This is a genomic window from Pseudomonas sp. SHLD1 (genome assembly GCF_028640935.1).
In the GTDB taxonomy this organism is placed as follows: Bacteria; Pseudomonadota; Gammaproteobacteria; order Pseudomonadales; family Pseudomonadaceae; genus Chryseomonas; species Chryseomonas aestiva.
Genome location: NZ_JAQZAD010000006.1, coordinates 585,969 through 607,686, shown reverse-complemented (window position 1 = coordinate 607,686; position 21,718 = coordinate 585,969). Strand labels below are relative to the sequence as shown.

Sequence of the window (21,718 nt, the reverse complement as noted above, 5' to 3'; positions counted from 1 at the left end):
TGAGCCGCGCTCTTGCTCAGGGGTGTCGCTGGGGTGGCGGCGAGCGGGTCGGCGGCCACCCGGGGGCGTGGCGTTACTTCGGCCGGGTGACGAACAGGCCGTCGTCGTGGCCTTCTTCGGAACCGCTGTATTCCTGGACGGTGACGGTGCGGATGGCACTGCCCTTGGCGGCCAGGATCTGGTCGATGGCGCCGGAGAACCAGCCGGTGAACATGTAGTCCACCTTGCGATTGACCTTGCCGTAGACGTAGACGAAGGCGGAATGCTTGAGCTTGACCTCGGCGTAGCCGGTGTCCAGGTCGAGCTTCTGGGTCTCGAACAGGCCCCAACCGCGCTGCGACAGGCGCTTCATGTAGTGCTCGAACACCGCGGCGCCGTGGATGCCATGGCATTCGGCTTCCTTCTCGCACCAGTGCCAGGCGGACTTGTAGCCGGCCTTGTAGAGGATCTCGGCGTACTTGTCGGCGCCCAGGACTTCTTCGATGCCCATGTGGTTGTTGACGAAGAAGTGCCGGGGTACGTACAGCATCGGCAGGGCGTCGGTGGTCCAGACGCCGGTTTCGTCGTCGACCTGGATGGGCATTTCGGGGGCGTGGCTGGCCATGTGTGGAGCTCCGATTCGCTAATACGTATCTAAAAAAAGGTGTGGGTGAATGCCTGTGGAGCCGTAGCGAGCGCGCCGCTGGCAAGGAGCCCCGCAGCGCCAGGTGAGAGCAGTACCGGGGTACGGCGAACCTGGCGCGAGGACGCGACGCCGCTAGCGGTGTGCGCAGTAGGCTCCGGAGGTATTCACTACTCGCCCCAGACTTCGCCGAGGATGCGCATCCAGTTCTCGCCCATGACCTTGCGCACGGTGCGCTCGGGCATGCCGCGCTTGAGCAGGGTCTCGGTCAGGTTGGGAAATTCGCCCACGGTGCGGATGCCCAGCGGGTTGACGATCTTGCCGAAGTTGGTCAGGCGCCGGGCGTAGCCCTTGTCGTGGGTCAGCCACTCGAAGAAGTCATGGCCGTGGCCCTGGGTGAAGTCGGTACCGATGCCGATGGAGTCTTCGCCCACCAGGTTCATCACGTACTCGATGGCCTCGGCGTAGTCGTCGATGGTCGAGTCGATGCCCTTGGCCAGGAAGGGGGCGAACATGGTCACGCCGACGAAGCCGCCGTGGTCGGCGATGAACTTGAGTTCCGCGTCCGACTTGTTGCGCGGATGCTCTTTCAGGCCGGACGGCAGGCAGTGGGAGTAGCAGACCGGCTTCTTGGATTCGAGGATGACTTCCTCGCTGGTCTTGGAGCCGACGTGGGAGAGGTCGCACATGATGCCGACGCGGTTCATCTCGGCGACGATCTCGCGGCCGAAGCCGGACAGGCCGCCGTCGCGCTCGTAGCAGCCGGTGCCGACTAGGTTCTGGGTGTTGTAGCACATCTGCACGATGCCCACGCCGAGCTGCTTGAAGATCTCGACGTAGCCGATCTGGTCTTCGAAGGCATGGGCGTTCTGGAAGCCGAACAGGATGCCGGTCTTGCCCTGGGCCTTGGCCTGGCGGATCTCGGCGGTGGTGCGCACCTGAACCACCAGGTCGCTGCACTCGCGGATCAGCTTCTGGCTCGCCGCGATGTTGTTGACCGTCGCCTGGAAGCCCTCCCATACCGAGACGGTGCAGTTGGCGGCGGTCAGGCCACCCTTGCGCATGTCTTCGAAGAGTTCGCGGTTCCACTTGGCGATGATCAGCCCGTCGATGACGATGCTGTCGGCGTGGAGTTCGGTGGCATTCATGACAGGCTCCGGCGTTGGTCTCGCGCCGGAACGGGTGCCGGCGATTCGAGGCCAGCATAGCCCCGGGGTCCTGGCCGACCGGATGCAAAAACGACAGGGGTATCACCAGAAGCGTCAGTGACCGGGTCGGCCTACCCCGGCGGCAGGCCCGCGACCGCCACCGCGGACTCCGGCGCCGACGACCGGTGCGGCCGGTCTTCCCGCGGACTCAGGCCGAAGCGCTGGCGGTAGCAGCGGGAGAAATAGGACGCGGACTCGAAGCCGCAGGCCAGGGCGACGTCCAGCACGCTGGTCGCGCCCTGCTGCAGCAGCTGGCGCGCCCGGTCCAGGCGCAGCTGCAGATAGAAGGTGGAGGGGGTCGTCTGCAGATGGAGGCGGAACAGCCGCTCCAGCTGGCGCCGGGTCACCTGGATGCCGGCGGCCAGTTCCAGGGTGCCCAGGGGCGTCTCGGTATGGCGCTCCATGCGCTCCACCACCCGGATCAGCTTGCGGTTGGCGATACCGTAGCGCTGCGCCACCTGCAGCCGCTGGTGCTCGCGCGGCGGGCGGATGCGCCCGAGCACGAATTGCTCGGAGACCTGCACCGCCAGTTCGCTGCCATGCCTGCGGCCGATCAGCTCCAGCAGCAGGTCGAGACTGGCCGTGCCGCCGGCGCAGGTGATGCGACCGCGGTCGATCTCGAACAGCTCGCCGGTCACCTCGAGCTGCGGCCAGGCTTCGCGAAAGGCCGCCACCGCCTCCCAGTGCAGGGTGATCCGGTGGCCGTCCAGCAGCCCGGCACGGGCCAGCACCAGGGCACCGGTGTCGATGCCGCCCAGGGGATGGCCGTGGCGGGCGACCTGGCGCAGCCAGCTGGCGAGGCCATCGTCGTAATGGGCCAGGGGCTCGAAACCGGCCACCACGAACAGGGTGGTGCCCGCTTCCAGGGCGTCGAGGCCACCGTCGACATTGACCGACATGCCGTTGCTGGCGGTCACCGCCGCCCCCTCGCGACCGAGGATGCGCCAGCCATAGCTGCCCGGACGAAAGCGATTGGCCACCCGCAGGGGTTCCAGGGTGGCGATGAAGCCCAGGGCGGAAAAGCCGGGCAGCAGGAGAAAGGCAAAGGACTGCGGCATGGGTGGGGCGTCCCCGGTAACGGTTGGCTTGTGCAAGCAAGAAGGTCGCCAGGGTGCAAATTCCGGTCGTCGCGCTGCACATGGCGGCCGGCCGAGGCGCCTAGGGTAGAAGGCAACCGGCAGTCATCCCCGCCCGCCGCCGCCCCAGGGAGTTCGTCATGCCCAACAAGACCCTAAGCGCCACCCTCCTCGCCTGCGGCCTCCTGGCCGCCACCCTCGGCAGCGCCCGCGCCGCCGATCCCGACAGCTGCCAGACCGTGCGGATGGGCATCGTCGGCTGGACCGACGTGGTCGCCACCAGTGCCCTGGCCGAGGTCATGCTCGAAGGCCTCGGCTACGGCGTGAAGCCGACCACCGCCTCGCAGCAGATCATCATGGCGGCCATGGGCGACAAGAATCTGGACGTGTTCCTCGGCTACTGGCAGCCGACCATGCAGCCGGTGGTGCAGCCCTTCGTCGACAAGGGCCAGGTCAAGGTGCTGACCCCGCCGCTGCTGGCCGATGCCCAGTCCACCTTCGCGGTACCCGAGTACGTCTACGAGGGCGGCCTGAAGACCTTTGCCGACATCGCCCGCTTCAAGGACAAGCTCGGCGGCAAGATCTACGGCATCGAGCCGGGCAGCGGCGCCAACCGCGGCACCGCCGAGATGATCAAGACCGACCGCTTCGGCCTCAAGGACTTCCAGCTGGTGGAGTCCAGCGAGGCGGGCATGCTCACCGCCGTGCGCCGCGCCGAGAAGCGCAAGGAGTGGATCGTGTTCTTCGGCTGGAAGCCGCACCCGATGAACCTGCAGATCAAGATGCGCTACCTGACCGGCAGCGAGGACGTCTTCGGCCCCAACGAAGGCCAGGCCACGGTCTCGGTGGTCACCACCGCCGACTATCCGCAGCGCTGCGCCAACGTCCAGCGCCTGCTCGGCAATCTGCACATGGACAGCGCCGAGGTGAGTGCCGTGATGGCGCCCATCCTGGAGCGCACCGCGCCCAAGGACGCCGCCCGCGCCTGGCTCAAGAAAAATCCGCAACGCCTCGACGCCTTTCTCCAGGGCGTGACCACCCGCGCCGGCCAGCCCGCCGCCCTCAAGCTCTGATCGCCCAAGGACAGACCCCATGAACACCGATGTCATCGTCACCTGCGCCCTGACCGGCGCCGGTGATACCGTAGGCCGCAATCCCTATGTCCCCGTTACCCCGGCGCAGATCGCCGCCGCCGCCCTGGAAGCGGCGCGCGCCGGTGCCACCGTGGTGCATGCGCATGTCCGCGATCCCGCCACCGGCAAGCCGAGTCGCGACGTGGCCCTCTATCGCGAGGTGGTCGAGCGCATCCGCGAGGCGGACGCCGAGATCGTCATCAACCTCACCGCCGGCATGGGCGGCGACCTGGAGATCGGCCCGGGCGAGACGCCCACCGACTTCGGCCCCGGCTCGGACCTGGTCGGCCCCCTCACCCGCCTGCTGCACATCGAGGAATTGCGCCCGGACATCTGTACCCTGGATTGCGGCACCCTCAACTTCGGCGATGGCGACTTCATCTATGTCTCCACCCCCGCGCAACTGCGCGCCGGAGCCAGGCGCATCACCGAGCTGGGGGTGAAGGCCGAGCTGGAGATCTTCGACACCGGCCACCTCTGGTTCGCCAAGCAGCTGCTCAAGGAGGGGTTGCTGAAGGATCCGCTGTTCCAGCTGTGCCTGGGCATTCCCTGGGGCGCCCCGGCCGACACCACCACCATGAAGGCCATGGTCGACAACCTGCCGGCGGGCGCCTGCTGGGCCGGCTTCGGCATCGGCCGGATGCAGATGCCCATGGCCGCCCAGGCCATGCTGCTGGGCGGCAACGTCCGCGTCGGCCTGGAAGACAATCTCTGGCTGGACCGGGGCGTCCACGCCACCAACGGCAGCCTGGTGGAACGGGTCATCCAGATCATCGAGCGCCTGGGCGGCCGCGCCCTGAGCCCCGCCGAAGGGCGGGACCGCATGCAGCTGGGAGGTGCCCGATGAGCGCCGTCTTCGCCGCCCTCGGCACCGGCGTGATCGGTGCCGGCTGGATCGCCCGCGCCCTGGCCCGCGGCCTCACGGTGCGCGCCTGGGATCCGGCACCCGGCGCCGAAGCCGCCCTGCGCACCCGCCTGGTCAATGCCTGGCCAGCCTTGCAAGCCCAGGGCCTGGCACCCGGTGCCAGCCTGGATCGCCTGAGCTTCCATACCGATCTGGACGCCGCGGTGGCCAACGCCGACGTCATCCAGGAAAGCGCTCCCGAACGCCTGGAGCTCAAGCGCGAGCTGCATGCCCGGGTCAGTCGCGCGGCCCGGCCCGACGCCCTGATCTGCTCCAGCACCTCGGGCCTGCTGCCGAGCGACTTCTATGCCGAGGCGCTGCACCCCGAGCGCTGCCTGGTGGGCCATCCGTTCAATCCGGTCTATCTCCTGCCGCTGGTGGAGGTGGTGGGCGGCAGCCAGACCACGGCGGCCAACCTGGCGCGCGCCGAAGCCTTCTATCGCGAGCTGGGCATGCGACCGCTGCGGGTACGCAAGGAGGTGCCCGGCTTCATCGCCGATCGCCTGCTCGAAGCCCTCTGGCGCGAGGCCCTGCACCTGGTCAACGACGGCGTCGCCACCACCGGCGAGATCGACGACGCCATCCGCTATGGCGCCGGCCTGCGCTGGTCGTTCATGGGCACCTTCCTGACCTACACCCTGGCCGGCGGCCCGGCGGGCATGCGCCACTTCATGCAGCAATTCGGTCCGGCGCTGAAGCTGCCCTGGACCTACCTGGAAGCCCCGGAGCTGACCGACGGTCTGATCGACGCCGTGGTCGAGGGTACCCAGGCCCAGCAGGGCGACCTGGAACTGGCGGCGCTGGAGCGCTATCGCGACGACTGCCTGCTGGCGGTGCAGGCGGCCATCGCCGACTGCAAGACGCGCCACGGGATTCGGGACTAGGAGCGGCCATGATCATCCATCGCACCGCGGTCGCGCCCGAGTGGGTCGACTACAACGGCCATCTGCGCGACGCCTACTACCTGCTGATCTTCAGCCACGCCAGCGATGCCCTGATGGACGCCATGGGCCTGGACGCCGCCGGCCGCGCCGCCAGCGGGCACTCGCTGTTCACCCTGGAGTGCCACCTCAACTTCCTCCATGAGGTGAAGGCGGATGCCCGGCTGGAGGTGCGGGTGAGATTCCTGGCGCTGGACGCCAAGCGCCTGCACCTGCACTTCGGCCTCCATCACCAGGGCCAGGCCGACTTGCTGGCCGCCTCCGAGCAGCTGCTGCTGCACGTCCACCTGGACGGCCCCCGCTCCGCGCCCTTCGCGCCACGGGTGCACGACTGGCTGGCGACCCGGCTGGCGGCGCAGCGGGACGCGCCCTGGCCGGAGCATGTCGGGCGGGTCATTGGCCTGCCCCCGCCCCGCCCATGAAGGCGCCGCCGCTGTCGGCGGACATGGCCGCCTTCGTCGCGGTCAGCCAGGCCTTCGTCACTACCGATCCGGCCCCCCAGGCACAGCGCCAGGCCTATGCGCGGCTCTGCGCCGCCCTGGCGCCGGCTGACTACAGGGGCCTGGCGGTCAGCGATCACCGCGCCGGCGCCGTGCCGTTACGGCTGGTGGCGCCGCAGGAGGCCGCCGCTGACCGCCCCGCCCTGCTCTATCTGCACGGCGGCGGCTGGATGCTCGGCGACCTGGATTCCCACGGTTTTCTCGCGGCGCGTTTGGCGCGGCGACTGGGGCTGGCGGTGCTGCTGGTGGACTATCGCCTGGCGCCGGAGCATCCCTATCCCGCTGCCCTGGACGATGCTCAGCAGGCCTGGGAATGGCTGGAATGTGAAGCCCCGGCGCTGGGGTTGGACAAGAGCCGGCTGGCGGTGGCCGGTGACAGCGCCGGCGGCACTCTCGCCGCCGCCCTGTGCCTGGCGCTGCGGCAGCAGGGGCATACCCAGCCCCGGGCCCAGGCGCTGATCTATCCCGCGCTGACCGCCCGGGTGCTGCCCAGCGAACGTCGGCAGGCCCAGGCGCCGCTGCTGAGCGCCGCCGACTGGCGGGCGTGTCTGGACGTCTATCTGCCCCGCCCGGCGGAGCGCCGCGAGCCTCTTGCCCTGCCGCTGCAGGCTGGCGATTTCAGCGGGCTGGCACCCGCCTTGGTCGCCGTGGCGCAGCGCGATCCCCTGGCCGACCATGGCCGCGCCTATGCCACTGCCCTGCGTGGCGGCGGGACGCCCTGTCGCCTGTGGCAGGGTGCCGGTCTGCTGCACGGCGCCCTGCGCGCGCGGGGCCGGCGGGCCGAGGCCCTGCGCGAGGCCCTGGAACTTTTTCTCGCTGTCGAACTGGACGCCCTGCCCGCCGCTGACCTGGCAAAAGACAAAAAAAAACCTCAACCGCTGGAGACGGAAGAGGTTTAAACGCCCTGATGGGCCTCAGTGTGTAACCGGGGGTTGCTCGACTCTGGTGGCGAACAACCGAAAAATATCGTTGATAGGCGCCATTCTAACGGCGAACGTCGTTTTTGACCCTGCGGCAGATTGTCCGGGCATGGCGTCGTAATAAACCTACATTGCCTGGCGGGCAGGCGAGGCGCTTTCCAAAAACGACATCCGGCTATGCGGCGACGCCAGCCCGGCTTGCCGTCTGCGACACCAATGGGAGAATCCAGGCATTCCACCGGAGAGGGCAGCACCATGATGATCGCCGACTTGATCGACCAGGACGACTTCCGCGACCGCCTGCGTGCGCTGGGTTTCAACGTGACGCCCGCAGCAACCGCGGACGAGGCCTGTCGCCAGGCGGTGACGGGCCTCAACCAGGAACGCGCCCAGGTCCTGCGGCAACTGATCCAGGAATTGCTGTCCGGCAGCGCGGCGCTGCTGCCGGCGGTGCGCCAGGCCATCGACCAGCAATTGCTGCCGGCCCTGGCCCCGACGCGTGCCTAGCGAACGCTAGGGCCGCAGCAGACTCAGCCGGCCCAGCAGCGGCAACCGTCCCAGGCCCCGCAATGGCGGCGTCAGCAGGCGCTCGCCCTGATGGGCAAAGGCGGCGGCCAGCGGTGTATGCAGGCCCAGGCTGATCACGCCCAGAGCCAGGGCCAGCCCGCCTACATAGTCATCCGAGCCCCAGTGGGCGCCGGCCACCAGCCGCGGCAGCATGAACAGCACGGCCAGCGCGGCCACTATCAGCCGCCGTCCACCGCGGGTGAAATGCGCCATGAATAGCGCCCAGAGCAGCAGCACCGAGGCATGGTCGCCGGGAAAGCTGGCGCCGGATCTGTCCTTCAGTTCCCAGCCGTGTTCCAGCCCGGGAAAGCGATCGCTGAGCAGATAGGCGCCGGCGAGCGCATCGGACGGACTGGCGTGCTGCAGGCCCGTGGCTTCGATGCCCTTGGTCAGCAGGGTGCGCACGATCAGCAGGATCACCAGCAGACCGACGAAGGCCGCCAGCGCTGGCCGTACCTGCCGGGCCGGATAGGCCCAGCCGCCCCGGACCAGGAGCGCCAGCAGGATCAGGCCGACCAGGGCATCCACCGGTCTCAGGCTGAAGAAGGTCCAGAGATAGAGCCAGGCGGTGGACTGTGCCAGCGGGGCATTGAGGGCGTGGAACAACTTGGCGTCGAAGGCCAGCAACTGACTCCGAACGTCAGGGATCAGCCAGAGCAGCAGCAGGCCCAGGGCCAGCCCCTGGCAGAGCGCCAGGCGGCGCCACTGCCAGGTGGAAGTGAAGAGTGGAGCGTTCATCGAGGTCTCTTTTCACGAAAATTTCACGAATAGACCCGCTTGACCTCGATAACGTCACACTTTGTTACAGCCAGATGACGCAATAGTCCTTTGCATCCGCTGACTCAACCAAAGAAGGCCAGGGCCTCGTCTGCAACCAGATCTGGTAATTCCTCCGCCAGGTAATGCCCGCCCGGCAAGGCGCGGCCGCTGACCTGGGTGGCCACCTGTCGCCATTCGGCGAGAGGATCGAAGCAGCGCCCCACGGTGCCTTCCGCACCCCAGAGTATGCGCAGCGGCAATTCCAGCCGGCGCCCCGCATCCAGATCGGCCTGGTCATGCGCCAGATCGATCCCGGCACTGGCCCGATAGTCCTCGCAGATGCCGCGGGCGGTACCGGGCAGGCTCAGGCAGCGCAGGTATTCGGCCAGCACCTCGGGTGGAAAGGGCGCCAGGCCGGCACTGCGGGTACCCATCACGCCCTTGAGATAGCCTTCCGGATCGGCCTCGATCAACCGCTCCGGCAGCGGCGCCGGGCGGATCAGGAAGAACCAGTGCCAGTAGGCGCGGGCGAAGGCCTCGTCGGTCTGCCGATACATGGCCAGGGTCGGTGCGATGTCCAGCAGCATCAACCGCTCCACCGTCTCCGGATGATCCAGCGCCAGGCGATGGGCGACCCGGGCGCCGCGGTCGTGGGCCAGTACGGCGAAGCGGTCGTGGCCCAGTAGGCGCATCAGCGTGACATTGTCCTGCGCCAGGGTGCGCTTGCTGTACGCCTCGGCACCTGCGTCCGGCTTGGCGCTGTCGCCATAGCCGCGCAGGTCGGCGGCCACCAGAGTGAAGCGCTCGGCCAGCCGCGGCGCTACCCTGTGCCACATGACATGGGTCTGGGGATGGCCGTGGAGCAGCAGCAGTGCCGGGCCCTGGCCGCCGATGCGGCAATTGAGCTCGACGCCGTCGACGTCCAGCCGCCGCTGCGCGAATCCCGCAAAGAGGCCGTCCATCTCAGGCCAGGGCCGCGGCGATGGCCAGGCCCAGGCTTTCGGTGGTGCCCTGGCCACCGAGGTCGCGGGTCAGGGGCGCCTGTTCGGGACCCTGGCGCAGCACCGCCTCGATGGCCGCCACCACGGCAGCGCCGGCTTCGGCATGGCCCAGATGCTCCAGCATCATGGCGCCGCACCAGATCTGGCCGATGGGATTGGCGATGCCCCGGCCGGCGATATCCGGCGCCGAGCCGTGCACCGGCTCGAACAGGCTGGGGAAGGTGCGTTCCGGATTGATGTTGGCCGAGGGCGCGATGCCGATGGTGCCGGTGCAGGCCGGGCCCAGGTCGGAGAGAATGTCGCCGAACAGGTTGCTGGCCACCACCACGTCGAACCAGTCCGGGTGCAGGACGAAGTTGGCGGTGAGGATGTCGATGTGGAACTTGTCCACCGCCACGTCCGGATAGGCCTTGCCCATCTCCTCCACGCGCCTGTCCCACCAGGGCATGGTGATGGCGATGCCATTGGACTTGGTGGCCGAGGTCAGCTTCTTGCGTGGCCGCTGCTGGGCCAGGTCGAAGGCGAACTTGAGGATGCGGTCGGTGCCGTGACGGGTCATCACCGTTTCCTGAATCACCACCTCGCGCTCGGTGCCTTCGAACATGATGCCGCCGACGCTGGAATACTCGCCCTCGGTGTTCTCGCGCACCACATAGAAGTCGATGTCGCCCGGCTGACGATTGGCCAGGGGCGCCTTGACCCCGGGCATCAGCCGGCAGGGGCGCAGGTTGACGTACTGGTCGAAGCGACGGCGGAATTGCAGCAGCGAGCCCCAGAGGGAGATATGGTCGGGTACCACGTCCGGCCAGCCGACGGCGCCGAAGTAGAGGGCATCGTAACCCTTGAGCGTTTCGAACCAGTCATCCGGCAGCATCTTGCCGTGGGCCTGGTAGTACTCGGCGCTGGCGAAGTCGAAGTGGTCCCACTGCAGGGCGATACCGAAGCGGCGGGCGGCGGCGTCCAGCACGCGGATGCCTTCGGGCATGACCTCCTTGCCGATGCCGTCACCGGCGATGACCGCGATCTTGTAGGGCTTGGACGCTTGCATGGACGTTCTCCGGCAGTCTGGGTGGGATGGGCCCAGTGTAGTCTCGCGCCGGAGGCGTACAATCCCGCTCCAGGGAAAGCCATTCTTAACCTGGGATCAAGAATCTTGTCCGCCGATGACCTCGCCTTCTTCGTCCGCCTGGCTGGCCATCCCAGCCTGACCGCCGCCGCCCGGGAACTGGGCCTGTCGCTGGCGGCGGTGAGCAAGAGACTCACCGCCCTAGAGCGCCGGCTGGGTGTGCAGCTGATCCGTCGCACCACGCGACGCCTGGACCTGACCCCGGAAGGCCTGCGCTATCTGGAAGGCGCCCGCCCGCTGCTGACCCAGCTGGAGGACCTGGAAGCCGCGGTCGGCCGACCCGATGCGCCCCTCGCCGGGGTGCTCAATCTCAACGCCACCTTCGGCTTCGGCCGCCGGCACCTGGCGCCGCTGCTGTCGGACTTCGCCCGCCGCCATCCCGAGCTTGAGCTCAACCTGCACCTCTCCAGCCATCCGGTGAATCTGCTGGACGGCCCCTTCGACCTGGACATCCGCGTTGGCGAACCGCCGGACGCCCGGGTCATCGCCCACCGCCTGCTGGACAACCGCCGCCTGCTCTGCGCTGCCCCCGCCTACCTGGCTCGGGCCGGCGTGCCGGAAAGCGTGGCCGACTTGGCGCGGCACAACTGCCTGGTGCTGCGCCAGGACGCGGGCGACTACGCCGTCTGGCGCTTCACCCGGGACGGCGAGCATTTCGCCCAGAAGGTCCGCGGCAGCCTGAGCAGCAACGATGGCGAAGTAGTGGTGCGCCTGGCGCTGGAGGGCCACGGGCTGATCCTGAGATCGGAATGGGACGTGGCCGAGCTGATTGCCAGCGGCGCCCTGGTACCGCTGCTGACCGATCATGAGGCATCGGCGGCGGCCATCTATGCGGTGCATCGCCAGCAGCGCCACGTGCCGCGCCGACTGTCCGAGCTGATCCGCCATCTGGCGCGGGAGCTGCCCGCGCGTCTGGGTGGCTAACGCTGCACGAATCTTCCAGACCGCCGCCGGATCTCAGCCTAGACTGGAAAGCCCGCAGAGCCCCTTTTTCTCGCCATGGCCGACGATCACTGGATCCAGCTGCAGCAGGACGCCGAGACCGGCATCGAGACCCTGCGCGCCCATTTCGAGGGCCATGCCTATGACCCGCACTGGCACGACGCCTATCTGGTCGGCTACACCGAGCAGGGTCTGCAGCAATTCCACTGCCGGGGCCAGCGTCATCTGAGCACCCCCGGGCAGGTCTTCCTGCTAGAGCCCGGCGAACTGCACGACGGCCAGGCGCCGGAGGCCGAGGGCTTCACCTATTCCATGCTCTATCTCGATCCCCAGTGGCTGGCGCGCGAGCTGCAGGGGCTGCACGGCGACGCCCGGCCCCTGGGCGAACCCGGCTTCGCCCGGACCCTGGTGGAGCAGGCCGAGCTGAATCGCGCCGTGGCCTGGGCCCATGAGGTCCTGAGTCGTCCGGAATTGCGCATCGTCCGCCAGAGCGCCCTCGATGCCCTGCTGCTGCGCCTCCTGCCGCACCTGCAATGGCGGGCGCCCCAGGCCGGCGATCCACGGCTGCCCCAGGTGGCCCTGCGTGCCCGCGACTTCCTGCATGCCCATCACCATGAGGACATTGGTCTGGAAGCACTGGCCCAGGCCGCTGGCGTCGACAGATTCCGCCTGACCCGCGCCTTCAAGGCCGCCTTTGGACTGGCGCCCCACGCCTATCTGGTGCAGCTGCGCCTGTCGCGGGCGCGCCGCCTGCTGGCCGACGGCATGTCGCCGGCGGAGACCGCCGCCGCCCTGGGCTTTGCTGACCAAAGTCACCTGGGTCGCTGGTTCCGCCGCGCCTATGGCCTGACCCCGGCGGCCTATCGCGCCCGCTGCTCGAATCTTCCAGACCGCTAGCGGCAAGGCTTGCGACCCTGGAGGCTCAGTCCTTCCAGGAGTCTCCCATGTCCCTGTTGCCCTTCCTGCTGTTCGCCTTGGTCGCCTCCATCACCCCCGGACCGACCAATGTGCTCATCCTCGGCCACAGCGCCCGCCATGGTGCCCGGGCCAGCCTGCCGCTGGTGCTGGGCGGCAGCCTGGGCGCGGTGGCCCTGGTGCTGGTGGTGGGCTTCGGTCTTGGCCAGACCCTGGCGCAACATCCCGACTGGCAGCGCGGCCTGGCCTGGGCGGGGGTGCTCTGGCTGAGCTGGCTGGCCTGGCAACTGGCCCGCGCCGGCGCGCCCAAGGTGGCGGATGACGGTGCCCGCCTGGGCTTTGGGGGTACCGCCGGGCTGCAGGTGCTCAATCCCAAGACCTGGAGCATGGCGCTGGCGGTGGTGACCGTCTACGCCGAACCCGGTGCCGATCTCTGGCAGCAGGTGCTGGTGCTGGCCCTGGTGTTCCTGCTGGTGTCCGTACCCTGCCTGGGCCTCTGGGCGCTGCTTGGCCGGGTCGCGGCGCATGGCCTGAAATCGACCCGCGCCTGGCGCGGCTTCAACCTGGGGATGGCGGCGCTGCTGCTCGCCTCGGCCTGGGCGACGGTGATCTAGACCGGCATCCCGCCCTGATCGCGAAAGCTGTCCTCCAGGTGCTCCAGCCAGGCGCGTACCGCCGGCAACTGGCCGCGCCTGTGGGCATAGGCGGCCTGCAGGTGGCCGCCGGGCAGCGACCAGTCCGGCAGCAGGCGCTGCAGGCGACCCTCGGCCAGTTCGGCCTCGCAATAGAGCAGCGGCAGCATCGTGTAGCCGAGGCCCGCCAGGGCGGCGGTCTTGCGCACGCTGAAGTCGTCGATGCCCAACCGGGCTTCCAGCACCAGTTCGCGGCGCTGGCCGGCGGGACCGACCATGCGCAGGTGCACCCGGCGATCCAGCTCCAGGGCGCCGAGCAGCGGGACACCCAGCAGGGCTTCCGGCGCATCCAGCTGGCGACCGACGAGAAAGGCGGGTGCGGCCACCAGCACCCCGGAGGCCTGGCGCAGGCGGCGCACGATCAGCCCCGGCTCCACGTCGTCGACGTCCCTTACCCGCAGGGCCACGTCGAGGCCCTCGTTGACCACGTCCACCCGCCGATTGACCAGCACCAGCTCCAGCTGCACCAGAGGATAGCGCTGCAGGAAGCGGGTGACGACGTCGGGCAGATAGTCCTGGGCCAGGGCCACCGGACAGGACACCCGCAGCGGTCCACGGGGTTCGCTGGACAGGCTGGCGGCGGTTTCCGCGGCGTTCTCCGCCTCGCGCAACACTGCCTGGCAGTGCACCAGGTAGCGCTCGCCGAGGGTGGTCAGGGTCAGGGTACGGGTGGTGCGCTGCAGCAGCCGCGCGCCCAGGCGGGTCTCCAGTTCGGCGATGCGCCGGGACAGTCGCGACTTGGGAATGCCCAGCAGGCGCCCGGCGGCGGCGAAGCCACCGGCTTCCACCACTTTGGCGAAGTAGGCGAGATCATTGAGGTCTTGCATGGGCGATTGTCCTATCCATGGGACGAAGCATCGCATTCTAGGTGACTAATCAGCCGATTGTCTTATCGGTAGTCTGGGCTCATCGCGTCGAACCCTACAGGACTACCGCCATGAAGCTCTTGCACATCGATTCCAGCATCCTGGGCGAGCATTCCGCCTCCCGTGCCCTGACCTCCAAGGTCGTTGGTGCCCTCAAGGCCGCTACGCCAGGCCTCGAGGTCAGCTACCATGACCTCGCCCACGATTCCCTGGGTCACTTCTCCGCCGCCAGTCTGGCTGCCGGTGCGACCCCGGCCGAGCAGCGCAGCGCCGAGCAACGCGACGAAGCCGAGCGCAACGCCCGCGCCCTGCAGGAATTCCTTGCCGCCGACGTACTGGTACTGGGTGCGCCCATGTACAACTTCACCATCCCGACCCAGCTTAAGGCCTGGATCGACCGCATCTCCGTGGCCGGCACCACCTTCCGCTATGGCGAAGCCGGTCCGGAAGGCCTGTGTGGCGACAAGAAGGCGATCATCGTTGCCACCGCGGGCGGCATCCATGCCGGCAAGCCCACCGGTATCGCCCACGAAGACTATCTGAAGCTCCTGCTGGGCTTCCTCGGCATCACCGATGTCCAGATCGTCCGCGCCGAAGGCCTGGCCTACGGCGACGAAGCCAAGAGCGCCGCCCTGGCCAGCGCTGAACGCCAGATCGCCGACCAGTACGCCTGAGTCCGGACGTCCTCACCCCCGGGCTCCTCTCCTTCAGGGAGAGGGGAGCAGAGCGGCCCTAGTTTTTGTAAGGTGAGATTTGGGTGCGCCTGAGGGCCCCTCACTTTAAAGAACGCAGCAAGCTCTGCAGGGTCTCGGGCACCAGAGCTCATCCGACCGCACCGATCCGCTCTTTCCCCTCTCCCTCCGGGAGAGGGCCGGGGTGAGGGCAAGCCCCCGCCTCAGCTGAACCCCACCACTGGGTGCGGCACATAGGGCGCTTCCAGGGCATCGATCTCTTCGTCGCTCAAGCGCAGTTCCAACGCCGCCACCGCATCCTCCAGATGCTGCGGCTTGGACGCCCCGACGATGGGCGCGTCGATGCCCGGCTTCTGCAGCAGCCAGGCCAGGGCCACCTGGGCACGCGACACGCCGCGGGCTTCGGCGATGCGCGCCACGGTGGCAACGATCTGCCGATCGGATTCCTCACTGGCGGTATAGAGCGTCTTGCCGAAGGCATCGCTTTCGGTGCGCGCGGTGCTGGCGTCCCAGTCGCGGGTCAGGCGGCCACGGGCCAGCGGACTCCAGGGGATCACGCCGATGCCGGCATCGCGACACAGCGGCAGCATCTCCCGCTCCTCTTCGCGAGCGAGCAGGTTGACGTGGTTCTGCATGGTGGCGAATGTCGTCCAGCCATGGCGCTCGGCGGTGTGCAGCGCCTTGGCGAATTGCCAGGCGTACATGCTGCTGGCACCGATGTGCAGCGCCTTGCCGGCCTTGACCACGTCGTGCAGGGCTTCCAGGGTCTCCTCGATGGGCGTGTGATAGTCCCAGCGATGGATCTGGTAGAGATCGACATAGTCGGTGCCCAGCCGCTGCAGGCTGGCGTCGATAGCGGCGAAGATGGCCTTGCGCGACAGGCCGCCGACATTGGGCTTGTCGCGCAGCGGGAAGTACACCTTGGTCGCCAGCACGATCTCCTCGCGCACCGCGTTGGCCTTGAGGAAGCGGCCGACGATCTCTTCGCTGGTGCCGTCGGAGTAGCTGTTGGCGGTGTCGAAGAAGTTGATGCCGAGATCCAGCGCCTTCTTCAGCAGCGGCTGGCTCTGGTCTTCCGGCAGGGTCCAGGGGTGATTGCCGCGCTCGGGCACGCCATAGGTCATGCAGCCAAGGCAGAGGGGCGAGATCTTCAGGCCGGTGCGGCCTAGATTGCGGTAGTTCATGGGGGCCTCCAGAAGTGGTCGAAAAGGGTTGACCACGGCGGTCCCGGATCGACTGCAGCGAACTTACCGGCTGCCGCCTGGTTCTAGATGAATTCTCATCCACAACCGGAGACGCTCCATGAAGAAATATGCTTCCGCAGTCTGGCAAGGCGGTCTGAAGGATGGCAAAGGCCATATCTCCACCGAGAGCGGCGCGCTCAAGGACAATGCCTACGGCTTCAATACCCGTTTCGAAGGTACGCCGGGTACCAACCCCGAAGAACTGATCGGCGCGGCCCATGCCGGCTGCTTCTCCATGGCCTTCTCCATGCTGCTGGGCCAGAACGGTCTGACCCCCGAGCGGATCGAGACCAAGGCCGACGTGACCCTGGACAAGGTCGGCGACGGCTTCGAGATCACTACCATCGATCTGACCATGAAGGCCAAGATCCCCGGTGCCACCCAGGAGCAGTTCACCACCATCGCCAATCAGGCGAAGGAAGGCTGCCCGGTGTCCAAGGTGCTCAAGGGCGCCAAGATCAACCTGAACGCCACGCTCGAAGGCTAAGGGTCACAGGTGCCTGCCGGTGCCGCCCAGGCATCGGCAACACCCTGTTCCAGAGCCCGTTCGCCGAGACCTCGGCGAGTCGCTAGACTGCTCCGACCCCGCTTTCGGAGAGCACGATGAACGACTCCATCTTCATGACCCTGTTTTCCATCCTCGCCCTGTTGCTGCTGGGCGGCGGTGTCTACGGCTGCGTGATCCTCAACCGCCAGCGCAAGGATATCGAGAAGAACGACAGCGAGGGCTAGGCCGGTCGCCGACCCGCCAGATAGCGCACGCCCTGGGCGCCAAAGACTTCCGAATGAGGCTCGTGGGCGGCCAGGTGAAAGACCTCCCCTGCCCCATAACGACGCTCGCCCGCTGCCGTGCGAATGCGCAGTTCGCCCTGGATGACCAGCGCCTTCGCTTCGAAGGGATGAGCATGGGACTCCAGGCTGCCCAAGGCTTCACGCTCGACCAGCACCGGTGACTGAAAGCCCTCGCGGGCGAGTTGCTCGATGAAGGTGGCCTGGTCCAAGAGCGCTCCTTGAGCGGATGACGATCAACGCCCAGCTTAGAAGCCCGGCCCGGATCGAGCCAGTGCAATACCGCTATGACAGGGCATGGCTGCCGCTATGGCTGACCACGCCTGCCGAGGCAATGGAAACCTCGGCGGCCCGAGGTTCCACGTGGAGCATCAGCGCTCCAGCTTGCGCTCGACCTCGGCAGTCTTGCGCTTGAGCGCTTCGGCTTCCTGCTCCTTGGTCTTGATGTCGGTCGGCGTGAGGACCTTGTCGATGGCATCGGTCGGCGTCGATTCCGGCTGCTCCATATCCTTTTTCACCACATCCACCGGACGGCCCGCCTCATCGAGGGCGGGTTCGTTGGGCGGGGTCTTGCCCAGGTGGGCATCGGAACGCTGGTCATTCATGGCAGGCTCTCCTCGGTAGGGTGTCTCTTTCGAGCGCAACGACCGACAGGGAGTTCGCCAGCGATTCAATTGCGGATGCGAACCCGCTCCAGATAGGCCAGCAACTGCGCCTGCTCGCTGGCATCCAGCGGTGCGAAGACCGCTTCCAGCGCCTGGGTGCGCGGCACCTGGGCCTGGTCCAGCGCCTGGCGGCCCTGCTCGGTCAGATGGACCAGCAGCGCCCGGCGATCCTGGGGATGGGGTTCGCGACGTACCAGGCCGTCGCGCTCCAGGGCGTCGAATGCATCGGTCAGGGTACGGGGCGCATGGCGCAGCTGTTCGGCGACCTCGCCCGGACGGCAGGGCCCCAGGCGTTCCAGCACCTTGAGCACCTTGTAGCGGGCGAAGGAAAGTCCGGAGGCCTTGAGGGTCTCATCCAGTTGTTGGCGCATCTGCCGTTTCAGATCCATCAGGGCTTCGGCAATGGCGGCGGCGGTTGACATGAAAGCTGCTTACCTCGAATATAGTGAGGAACCTCAATGAATGGTACCTCCGCAATGGCGACATCTTTTCACAGCCGCGAGGGCGATGCCAGTGCCCCTCACCTTTTCCAGCGTGTGCGCTTCGACCTCAAGCGGCGTTGGGCGACCGTCGTCCGCCGCGAAGACCTGGGTGGCGACCTGCTGCGCCTGACCTTTGGTGGCAGCGATCTGGCCGATTTCCAGAGCGCGGCCTTCGACGAGCACGTGAAGCTGTTCGTCCCCGCCGACACCACCCCGATCCGCGCCGCCAGCCCCGAGCAGCTGGTGGGTCGGCACTACACGCCGCGCCACTACGATGCCGCCCGTGGCGAACTGGCCATCGACTTCTATCTGCATGAAGCCGGGGTGCTGACTACCTGGGCCCGCCAGGCGGAGCCGGGTGCCGAGCTGATCATCGGTGGCCCCAAGGGCGCCCTGGTGCCGCCCGAGGACTTCGACTGGTACCTGCTGGCCGGCGACGAAACCGCCCTGCCCGCCATCGCCCGCCGCCTGGAGCAGCTGGCAGCCGGCGTCCGCGTCCAGGTCGTCGCCGAAGTGGCTCGTCCTGGCCTGGAAGTCGCCCTGTCGACGGCCGCCGCCGCCGAGATCCGCTGGGTCTATCGCGAAACCGCGGCCAATGCCCTGGTGCAGGCCCTGGAGCAGCTGGAGTTGCCCATGGGCGAAGGCTATGCCTGGATCGCCGGTGAAGCCACCCAAGCCCGCGCCGCGCGCCAGGCGCTGCTGGCCAAGGGACTGCCGCGGGACTGGGTCAAGGCGGCCGGGTACTGGAAGCTTGGCGAAAGCGACCAGCACGTGAAGGTCGAGGATTGAGCACCACCGCCGCCGTCACCGACGGCCTGCCCCCGCCACGCCGCTATCGCGCCGTGGCCGCCCTGTTGCTGGCCATCAGCATGACGGTGCTGGACAGCGGCATCGCCAACCTGGCGCTGCCCAGCATCGCCGAAGCCCTAGACGTCTCGGCCGCCGCGGCGGTCTGGATCGTCAGCGCCTATCAGTTGAGTCTGGTCGCCCTGCTGTTTCCCCTGGCCGCGGTGGCAGAGCGTCTTGGCCTGCGCCCGGTCTTCACTGCCGGGGTCGGGATCTTCGGCCTGGCCTCCCTGGGCTGCGCCCTGGCGCCGGATCTCGCCAGCCTGGTGGCTGCGCGGGCGCTGCAGGGGGTGGGCGCCGCTGCCATCATGTGCGTCAGCGCCGGTATCGTCCGGCTCTCCTATCCACGTGACCGGCTGGGTCGTGGCATCGCCATCAATGCCCTCTGCGTGGCCCTGGGATCGGCCGCTGCGCCCAGCCTGGGGGCGGCCATCCTGGTCCTGGGCGGCTGGCCCTGGCTGTTCGCCGTCAATGTGCCGGTGGCGATGCTGATCGCGCTGCTGGTGCACAACCTGCCCGACAGTCCTCGTGCGCAGCGCCGCCTCGATCCGTTCAGCGTGCTGCTCAACGCCCTACTGTTCTGCGCCGGCATCGGCGGTCTCGAACGCCTCGGCGCCGCGCCGTTGCAGGGCGTGGGCCTGCTGCTGCTGGCCGCGGCCAGCCTGGTGTTGCTGGTACGCCGCGAGCGCGGTCTGCCGGCGCCCCTGCTCCCGGTGGACCTGCTGGGGTTGCCGGCCATGCGTCATTCGGTGCTGGCTTCGGTCTGTTCCTTTGCCGCGCAGATGCTCTGCTTTCTCGCCCTGCCCTTCTATCTGCAACACCAGCTCGGGCTGGTGCCCCTGCAGGTCGCCCTGCTGATGCTGGCCTGGCCGCTCACCGTGGCCGTCTCGGCGCAGGTGGCCGGGCGCCTGGCCGATCGCCATCCGCCGCAGCGGCTGTGCATGCTCGGTGGCCTGGGCATCGCCCTGGGGCTGGCCGCGGCGGCGGTCATGCCACTGGAGCGCTCGACCGCCCTGCTGATCCCCTGCCTGATCCTCGGCGGCATCGGCTTCGGTTTCTTCCAGGTACCCAACAACAGGATCATGCTGACCGCCGCCCCGGCCGGTCGCAACGGCGCCACCGGCGGCGTCCAGGCCACCGCGCGCCAGACCGGCATGGCCCTGGGCGCCGCAGCCCTGGCGCTGCTGCTGCATCTGGACAGCAGCCTGGCACCGCGGCTGGGACTGGCCCTGGCGGCAACGCTGGGTCTGGTCGCCGCCTGGTCCAACTGGCGAGCGCCGCGCTAGGGCTGCGCTATCGTCTGGACGAGCAGCGCCTTGAGCACCTGCTCGCGTTCGGCCGCCGGGCGCTCGCCCAGCAGTCGGACCCGCTGGAAGAACGCCGGCCAGTTGCCCGGGTGCTGTCGATAGAGGGCGGCAAAGGCCGGCACCCACTGTTCGTACAGACCATAGGGCACCAGCCGCGCGTTGTTGAGCGGCTGGCTCATCCAGCCATCGAAGCGGCGATCGTCACGCCAGGCCGGGGTAGCGCGCAGCTGCTGATAATCGCTGCGTAGCTGCGCGAAGCGTCTGGCCTTGGCCGCGCGCTTGGCCGCGGTCGTCAATGGCTGGGCATAGAGCCTGGCCAGGTCTGCGCGAGCGGTCAGCAGCAGCGCGCGGAATTGCTGATAGCGGGCTTCGCGCCCCGCATCGGGTGGCGGCAGGCCGCGACTGGCGCGCCATTGCCGCAGGCCTTCGCCCTCGACGAAGGTGGCATAGGACTCGTTGAAGGCGGTATCGCCGGGCAGATAGAACCGCTGGTGCGCCAGCTCGTGGAAGATGGTCGCCGCCACCTGGTCGTCGTCCCAGCGCAGCATGCTGCTGAGCAGGGGATCGCTGAACCAGCCCAGCGTCGAATAGGCCGGCACGCCACCGACATAGGTGTCCTGGCCCTGGGCCTGCAGCCGCTGCGCCTCGGCCCGCGCCTTGGCTTCTTGGTAGTAGCCGCGATAGGCCACGCAACCGGCGATGGGAAAGCAGTGGGTGGTGGGCCGAGTGGAAAATTCGGCGGTGGCGAAGACATTCCACAGCACGAAGGGCCGCCTGAGCTCGACGAAACCGCGATAGCTGGCGTTGTCGGGCAGGGCCAGCTCGGCACTGGCGAAGCGGCGGGCCGCCGCCGCGGCAGCGAGGCGTTCGCGCAGGACGGCGGGTCGCGCCGGATCTGCGACGACCGTCGCAATGGGCTCGCGATCACGGATCAGCGCCCACTGGCCCTGTACCATCTGGCCGTAGTACCCGACCGAGGTACAACCGCTCAGTCCGATAACGAGGGACAGCAGCGCCAGCCAGCGGCTCGTGCGTTGCGCAGGCAGGGTGCCTGGCTGGGTGGCGCGCCCTTCCCTGCCCGGAGTTGTAGCCGTCATGCGTAGACTGTGCCTGCTGTTGCCTGTGCTGTTCCTAGGTGGCTGTTCCCTGTGGCCCTTGCCCAAGCCCGATCCGGCACAGGCCTGGATCGATCTGGACAGCGATGGCAAGGCCAAGCTGGAAGCCCTGCGCGCCGATCGCAAGGATCTCGAAGACAAACGCTATTTCCAGGTCTGGCCAGGGAGCCATGATCTGCAGGTACGCTACCAGTTCGAAGTGCAGCCCACCAACATCGGCGCCCAGGTGGCCGATCCGCTGGCGCGCACCTGCCTGGTGACCCTCAACTACAAGGCCTTCGCCGCGGGCGAGCGCTATCGCCTGGAAGCCGGCCAGACCGGCTGGCGGCCCTGGGCGCGCCTCTATGACGAGCGCAATCAGGAAGTGGCGCGCAGCACTGCCAGTCGTTGCGGCGACGTGTAGACT

General features: G+C 68.1%; 27 protein-coding genes. 15 read left to right on the top strand and 12 right to left on the bottom strand.

The window, feature by feature from the left end:
• Positions 1-73: 73 nt before the first annotated feature.
• From PVZ77_RS02875 to PVZ77_RS02865, 3 genes are all read right to left on the bottom strand, one after another.
• Positions 74-604 (bottom strand): DUF5943 domain-containing protein, encoded by a 531-nt coding sequence (locus tag PVZ77_RS02875; RefSeq protein WP_007160248.1) that lies wholly within the window; start codon positions 602-604, stop codon positions 74-76.
• A 188-nt stretch (positions 605-792) separates the two neighbouring features.
• Positions 793-1,770, bottom strand: coding sequence for a dipeptidase (locus PVZ77_RS02870; RefSeq protein WP_027597310.1), 978 nt, complete (start codon positions 1,768-1,770; stop codon positions 793-795).
• Between the two features lie 131 nt (positions 1,771-1,901).
• Positions 1,902-2,888 carry a GlxA family transcriptional regulator gene (locus PVZ77_RS02865; RefSeq protein WP_273805396.1) on the bottom strand — a complete coding sequence of 329 codons (987 nt, stop codon included), beginning with the start codon at positions 2,886-2,888 and terminating at the stop codon, positions 1,902-1,904.
• A gap of 158 nt (positions 2,889-3,046) precedes the next feature.
• On the opposite strand from PVZ77_RS02865, the gene choX reads away from it, so the two are divergent.
• The 6 genes from choX to PVZ77_RS02835 all read left to right on the top strand — a co-directional run bounded on the left by choX (position 3,047) and on the right by PVZ77_RS02835 (position 7,811).
• Positions 3,047-3,979 carry a choline ABC transporter substrate-binding protein gene (gene choX / locus PVZ77_RS02860; RefSeq protein WP_273805397.1) on the top strand — a complete coding sequence of 311 codons (933 nt, stop codon included), beginning with the start codon at positions 3,047-3,049 and terminating at the stop codon, positions 3,977-3,979.
• 19 nt (positions 3,980-3,998) lie between these two features.
• Positions 3,999-4,886 (top strand): 3-keto-5-aminohexanoate cleavage protein, encoded by an 888-nt coding sequence (locus PVZ77_RS02855; protein WP_273805398.1) that lies wholly within the window; start codon positions 3,999-4,001, stop codon positions 4,884-4,886.
• Positions 4,883-5,827: an L-carnitine dehydrogenase gene (locus PVZ77_RS02850; RefSeq protein ID WP_273805399.1), complete on the top strand. Its 945-nt coding sequence runs from the start codon at positions 4,883-4,885 to the stop codon at positions 5,825-5,827. Before PVZ77_RS02855 ends, PVZ77_RS02850 begins: the two co-directional genes overlap by 4 nt.
• A gap of 8 nt (positions 5,828-5,835) precedes the next feature.
• Positions 5,836-6,306 (top strand): thioesterase family protein, encoded by a 471-nt coding sequence (locus tag PVZ77_RS02845; protein ID WP_273805400.1) that lies wholly within the window; start codon positions 5,836-5,838, stop codon positions 6,304-6,306.
• Positions 6,303-7,283 carry an alpha/beta hydrolase gene (locus tag PVZ77_RS02840; protein ID WP_273805401.1) on the top strand — a complete coding sequence of 327 codons (981 nt, stop codon included), beginning with the start codon at positions 6,303-6,305 and terminating at the stop codon, positions 7,281-7,283. The genes PVZ77_RS02845 and PVZ77_RS02840 overlap by 4 nt, the downstream gene beginning before the upstream one ends.
• Positions 7,284-7,559: 276 nt before the next feature.
• Positions 7,560-7,811 (top strand): hypothetical protein, encoded by a 252-nt coding sequence (locus PVZ77_RS02835; protein ID WP_064309107.1) that lies wholly within the window; start codon positions 7,560-7,562, stop codon positions 7,809-7,811.
• A gap of 6 nt (positions 7,812-7,817) precedes the next feature.
• Here the strand turns inward: PVZ77_RS02835 and PVZ77_RS02830 are convergent, their stop codons facing one another.
• From PVZ77_RS02830 to PVZ77_RS02820, 3 genes are all read right to left on the bottom strand, one after another.
• Positions 7,818-8,609 carry a phosphatase PAP2 family protein gene (locus PVZ77_RS02830; RefSeq protein ID WP_273805402.1) on the bottom strand — a complete coding sequence of 264 codons (792 nt, stop codon included), beginning with the start codon at positions 8,607-8,609 and terminating at the stop codon, positions 7,818-7,820.
• Positions 8,610-8,713: 104 nt separating this feature from the next.
• A complete protein-coding gene (locus PVZ77_RS02825; protein WP_273805403.1) occupies positions 8,714-9,592 on the bottom strand; it encodes an alpha/beta fold hydrolase in 879 nt (292 codons plus the stop codon).
• A 1-nt stretch (position 9,593) separates the two neighbouring features.
• A complete protein-coding gene (locus tag PVZ77_RS02820) occupies positions 9,594-10,679 on the bottom strand; it encodes a tartrate dehydrogenase (RefSeq protein WP_273805404.1) in 1,086 nt (361 codons plus the stop codon).
• A gap of 105 nt (positions 10,680-10,784) precedes the next feature.
• On the opposite strand from PVZ77_RS02820, the gene PVZ77_RS02815 reads away from it, so the two are divergent.
• From PVZ77_RS02815 to PVZ77_RS02805, 3 genes are all read left to right on the top strand, one after another.
• Positions 10,785-11,681, top strand: coding sequence for a LysR family transcriptional regulator (locus PVZ77_RS02815; protein WP_273805405.1), 897 nt, complete (start codon positions 10,785-10,787; stop codon positions 11,679-11,681).
• Positions 11,682-11,756: 75 nt separating this feature from the next.
• Positions 11,757-12,596 carry an AraC family transcriptional regulator gene (locus PVZ77_RS02810; protein WP_273805406.1) on the top strand — a complete coding sequence of 280 codons (840 nt, stop codon included), beginning with the start codon at positions 11,757-11,759 and terminating at the stop codon, positions 12,594-12,596.
• Positions 12,597-12,643: 47 nt separating this feature from the next.
• Positions 12,644-13,228, top strand: a complete 585-nt coding sequence (locus PVZ77_RS02805; protein WP_273805407.1) for a LysE family translocator — start codon at positions 12,644-12,646, stop codon at positions 13,226-13,228.
• Here the strand turns inward: PVZ77_RS02805 and PVZ77_RS02800 are convergent.
• Positions 13,225-14,133: a LysR family transcriptional regulator gene (locus tag PVZ77_RS02800; RefSeq protein ID WP_273805408.1), complete on the bottom strand. Its 909-nt coding sequence runs from the start codon at positions 14,131-14,133 to the stop codon at positions 13,225-13,227. The two genes, PVZ77_RS02805 and PVZ77_RS02800, sit on opposite strands and share 4 nt — an antisense overlap.
• 110 nt (positions 14,134-14,243) lie before the next feature.
• Here PVZ77_RS02800 and PVZ77_RS02795 point away from each other — a divergent pair, with 110 nt between their 5' ends.
• Entirely contained in the window at positions 14,244-14,846 is a 603-nt protein-coding gene (locus PVZ77_RS02795) for an FMN-dependent NADH-azoreductase (protein WP_273805409.1), read from the top strand.
• 221 nt (positions 14,847-15,067) lie between these two features.
• Here PVZ77_RS02795 and PVZ77_RS02790 read toward each other — a convergent pair whose 3' ends face one another.
• Entirely contained in the window at positions 15,068-16,048 is a 981-nt protein-coding gene (locus tag PVZ77_RS02790; protein WP_273805410.1) for an aldo/keto reductase, read from the bottom strand.
• Between the two features lie 118 nt (positions 16,049-16,166).
• On the opposite strand from PVZ77_RS02790, the gene PVZ77_RS02785 reads away from it, so the two are divergent.
• Together PVZ77_RS02785 and PVZ77_RS02780 are read left to right on the top strand one after the other, a co-directional pair.
• Positions 16,167-16,595, top strand: coding sequence for an OsmC family protein (locus PVZ77_RS02785; RefSeq protein ID WP_017641568.1), 429 nt, complete (start codon positions 16,167-16,169; stop codon positions 16,593-16,595).
• Between the two features lie 116 nt (positions 16,596-16,711).
• On the top strand, positions 16,712-16,840 hold the full coding sequence (locus tag PVZ77_RS02780; protein WP_260175707.1) for a hypothetical protein: 129 nt from the start codon (positions 16,712-16,714) through the stop codon (positions 16,838-16,840).
• Here the strand turns inward: PVZ77_RS02780 and PVZ77_RS02775 are convergent.
• From PVZ77_RS02775 to PVZ77_RS02765, 3 genes are all read right to left on the bottom strand, one after another.
• Complete coding sequence (locus tag PVZ77_RS02775; protein ID WP_273805411.1) at positions 16,837-17,109, bottom strand: cupin domain-containing protein; 273 nt, start codon at positions 17,107-17,109, stop codon at positions 16,837-16,839. The genes PVZ77_RS02780 and PVZ77_RS02775 overlap by 4 nt on opposite strands.
• A gap of 159 nt (positions 17,110-17,268) precedes the next feature.
• Complete coding sequence (locus PVZ77_RS02770; protein ID WP_273805412.1) at positions 17,269-17,502, bottom strand: hypothetical protein; 234 nt, start codon at positions 17,500-17,502, stop codon at positions 17,269-17,271.
• Between the two features lie 65 nt (positions 17,503-17,567).
• Positions 17,568-17,984: a MarR family winged helix-turn-helix transcriptional regulator gene (locus PVZ77_RS02765; protein WP_044341206.1), complete on the bottom strand. Its 417-nt coding sequence runs from the start codon at positions 17,982-17,984 to the stop codon at positions 17,568-17,570.
• A 54-nt stretch (positions 17,985-18,038) separates the two neighbouring features.
• On the opposite strand from PVZ77_RS02765, the gene PVZ77_RS02760 reads away from it, so the two are divergent.
• A complete protein-coding gene (locus PVZ77_RS02760; RefSeq protein ID WP_273805413.1) occupies positions 18,039-18,833 on the top strand; it encodes a siderophore-interacting protein in 795 nt (264 codons plus the stop codon).
• The gene (locus tag PVZ77_RS02755) at positions 18,830-20,176 is read left to right on the top strand and encodes an MFS transporter (protein ID WP_273805414.1); all 1,347 of its coding nucleotides are present in this window, start codon (positions 18,830-18,832) and stop codon (positions 20,174-20,176) included. The genes PVZ77_RS02760 and PVZ77_RS02755 overlap by 4 nt, the downstream gene beginning before the upstream one ends.
• On the opposite strand, the gene PVZ77_RS02750 is transcribed toward PVZ77_RS02755, so the two are convergent.
• Positions 20,173-21,294 carry an aminopeptidase gene (locus PVZ77_RS02750; RefSeq protein ID WP_273805415.1) on the bottom strand — a complete coding sequence of 374 codons (1,122 nt, stop codon included), beginning with the start codon at positions 21,292-21,294 and terminating at the stop codon, positions 20,173-20,175. The genes PVZ77_RS02755 and PVZ77_RS02750 overlap by 4 nt on opposite strands.
• Between PVZ77_RS02750 and PVZ77_RS02745 the strand changes: the two genes are divergently transcribed.
• Positions 21,293-21,715, top strand: a complete 423-nt coding sequence (locus PVZ77_RS02745; protein WP_133860296.1) for a PA0061/PA0062 family lipoprotein — start codon at positions 21,293-21,295, stop codon at positions 21,713-21,715. The genes PVZ77_RS02750 and PVZ77_RS02745 overlap by 2 nt on opposite strands.
• Positions 21,716-21,718 lie beyond the last annotated feature (3 nt).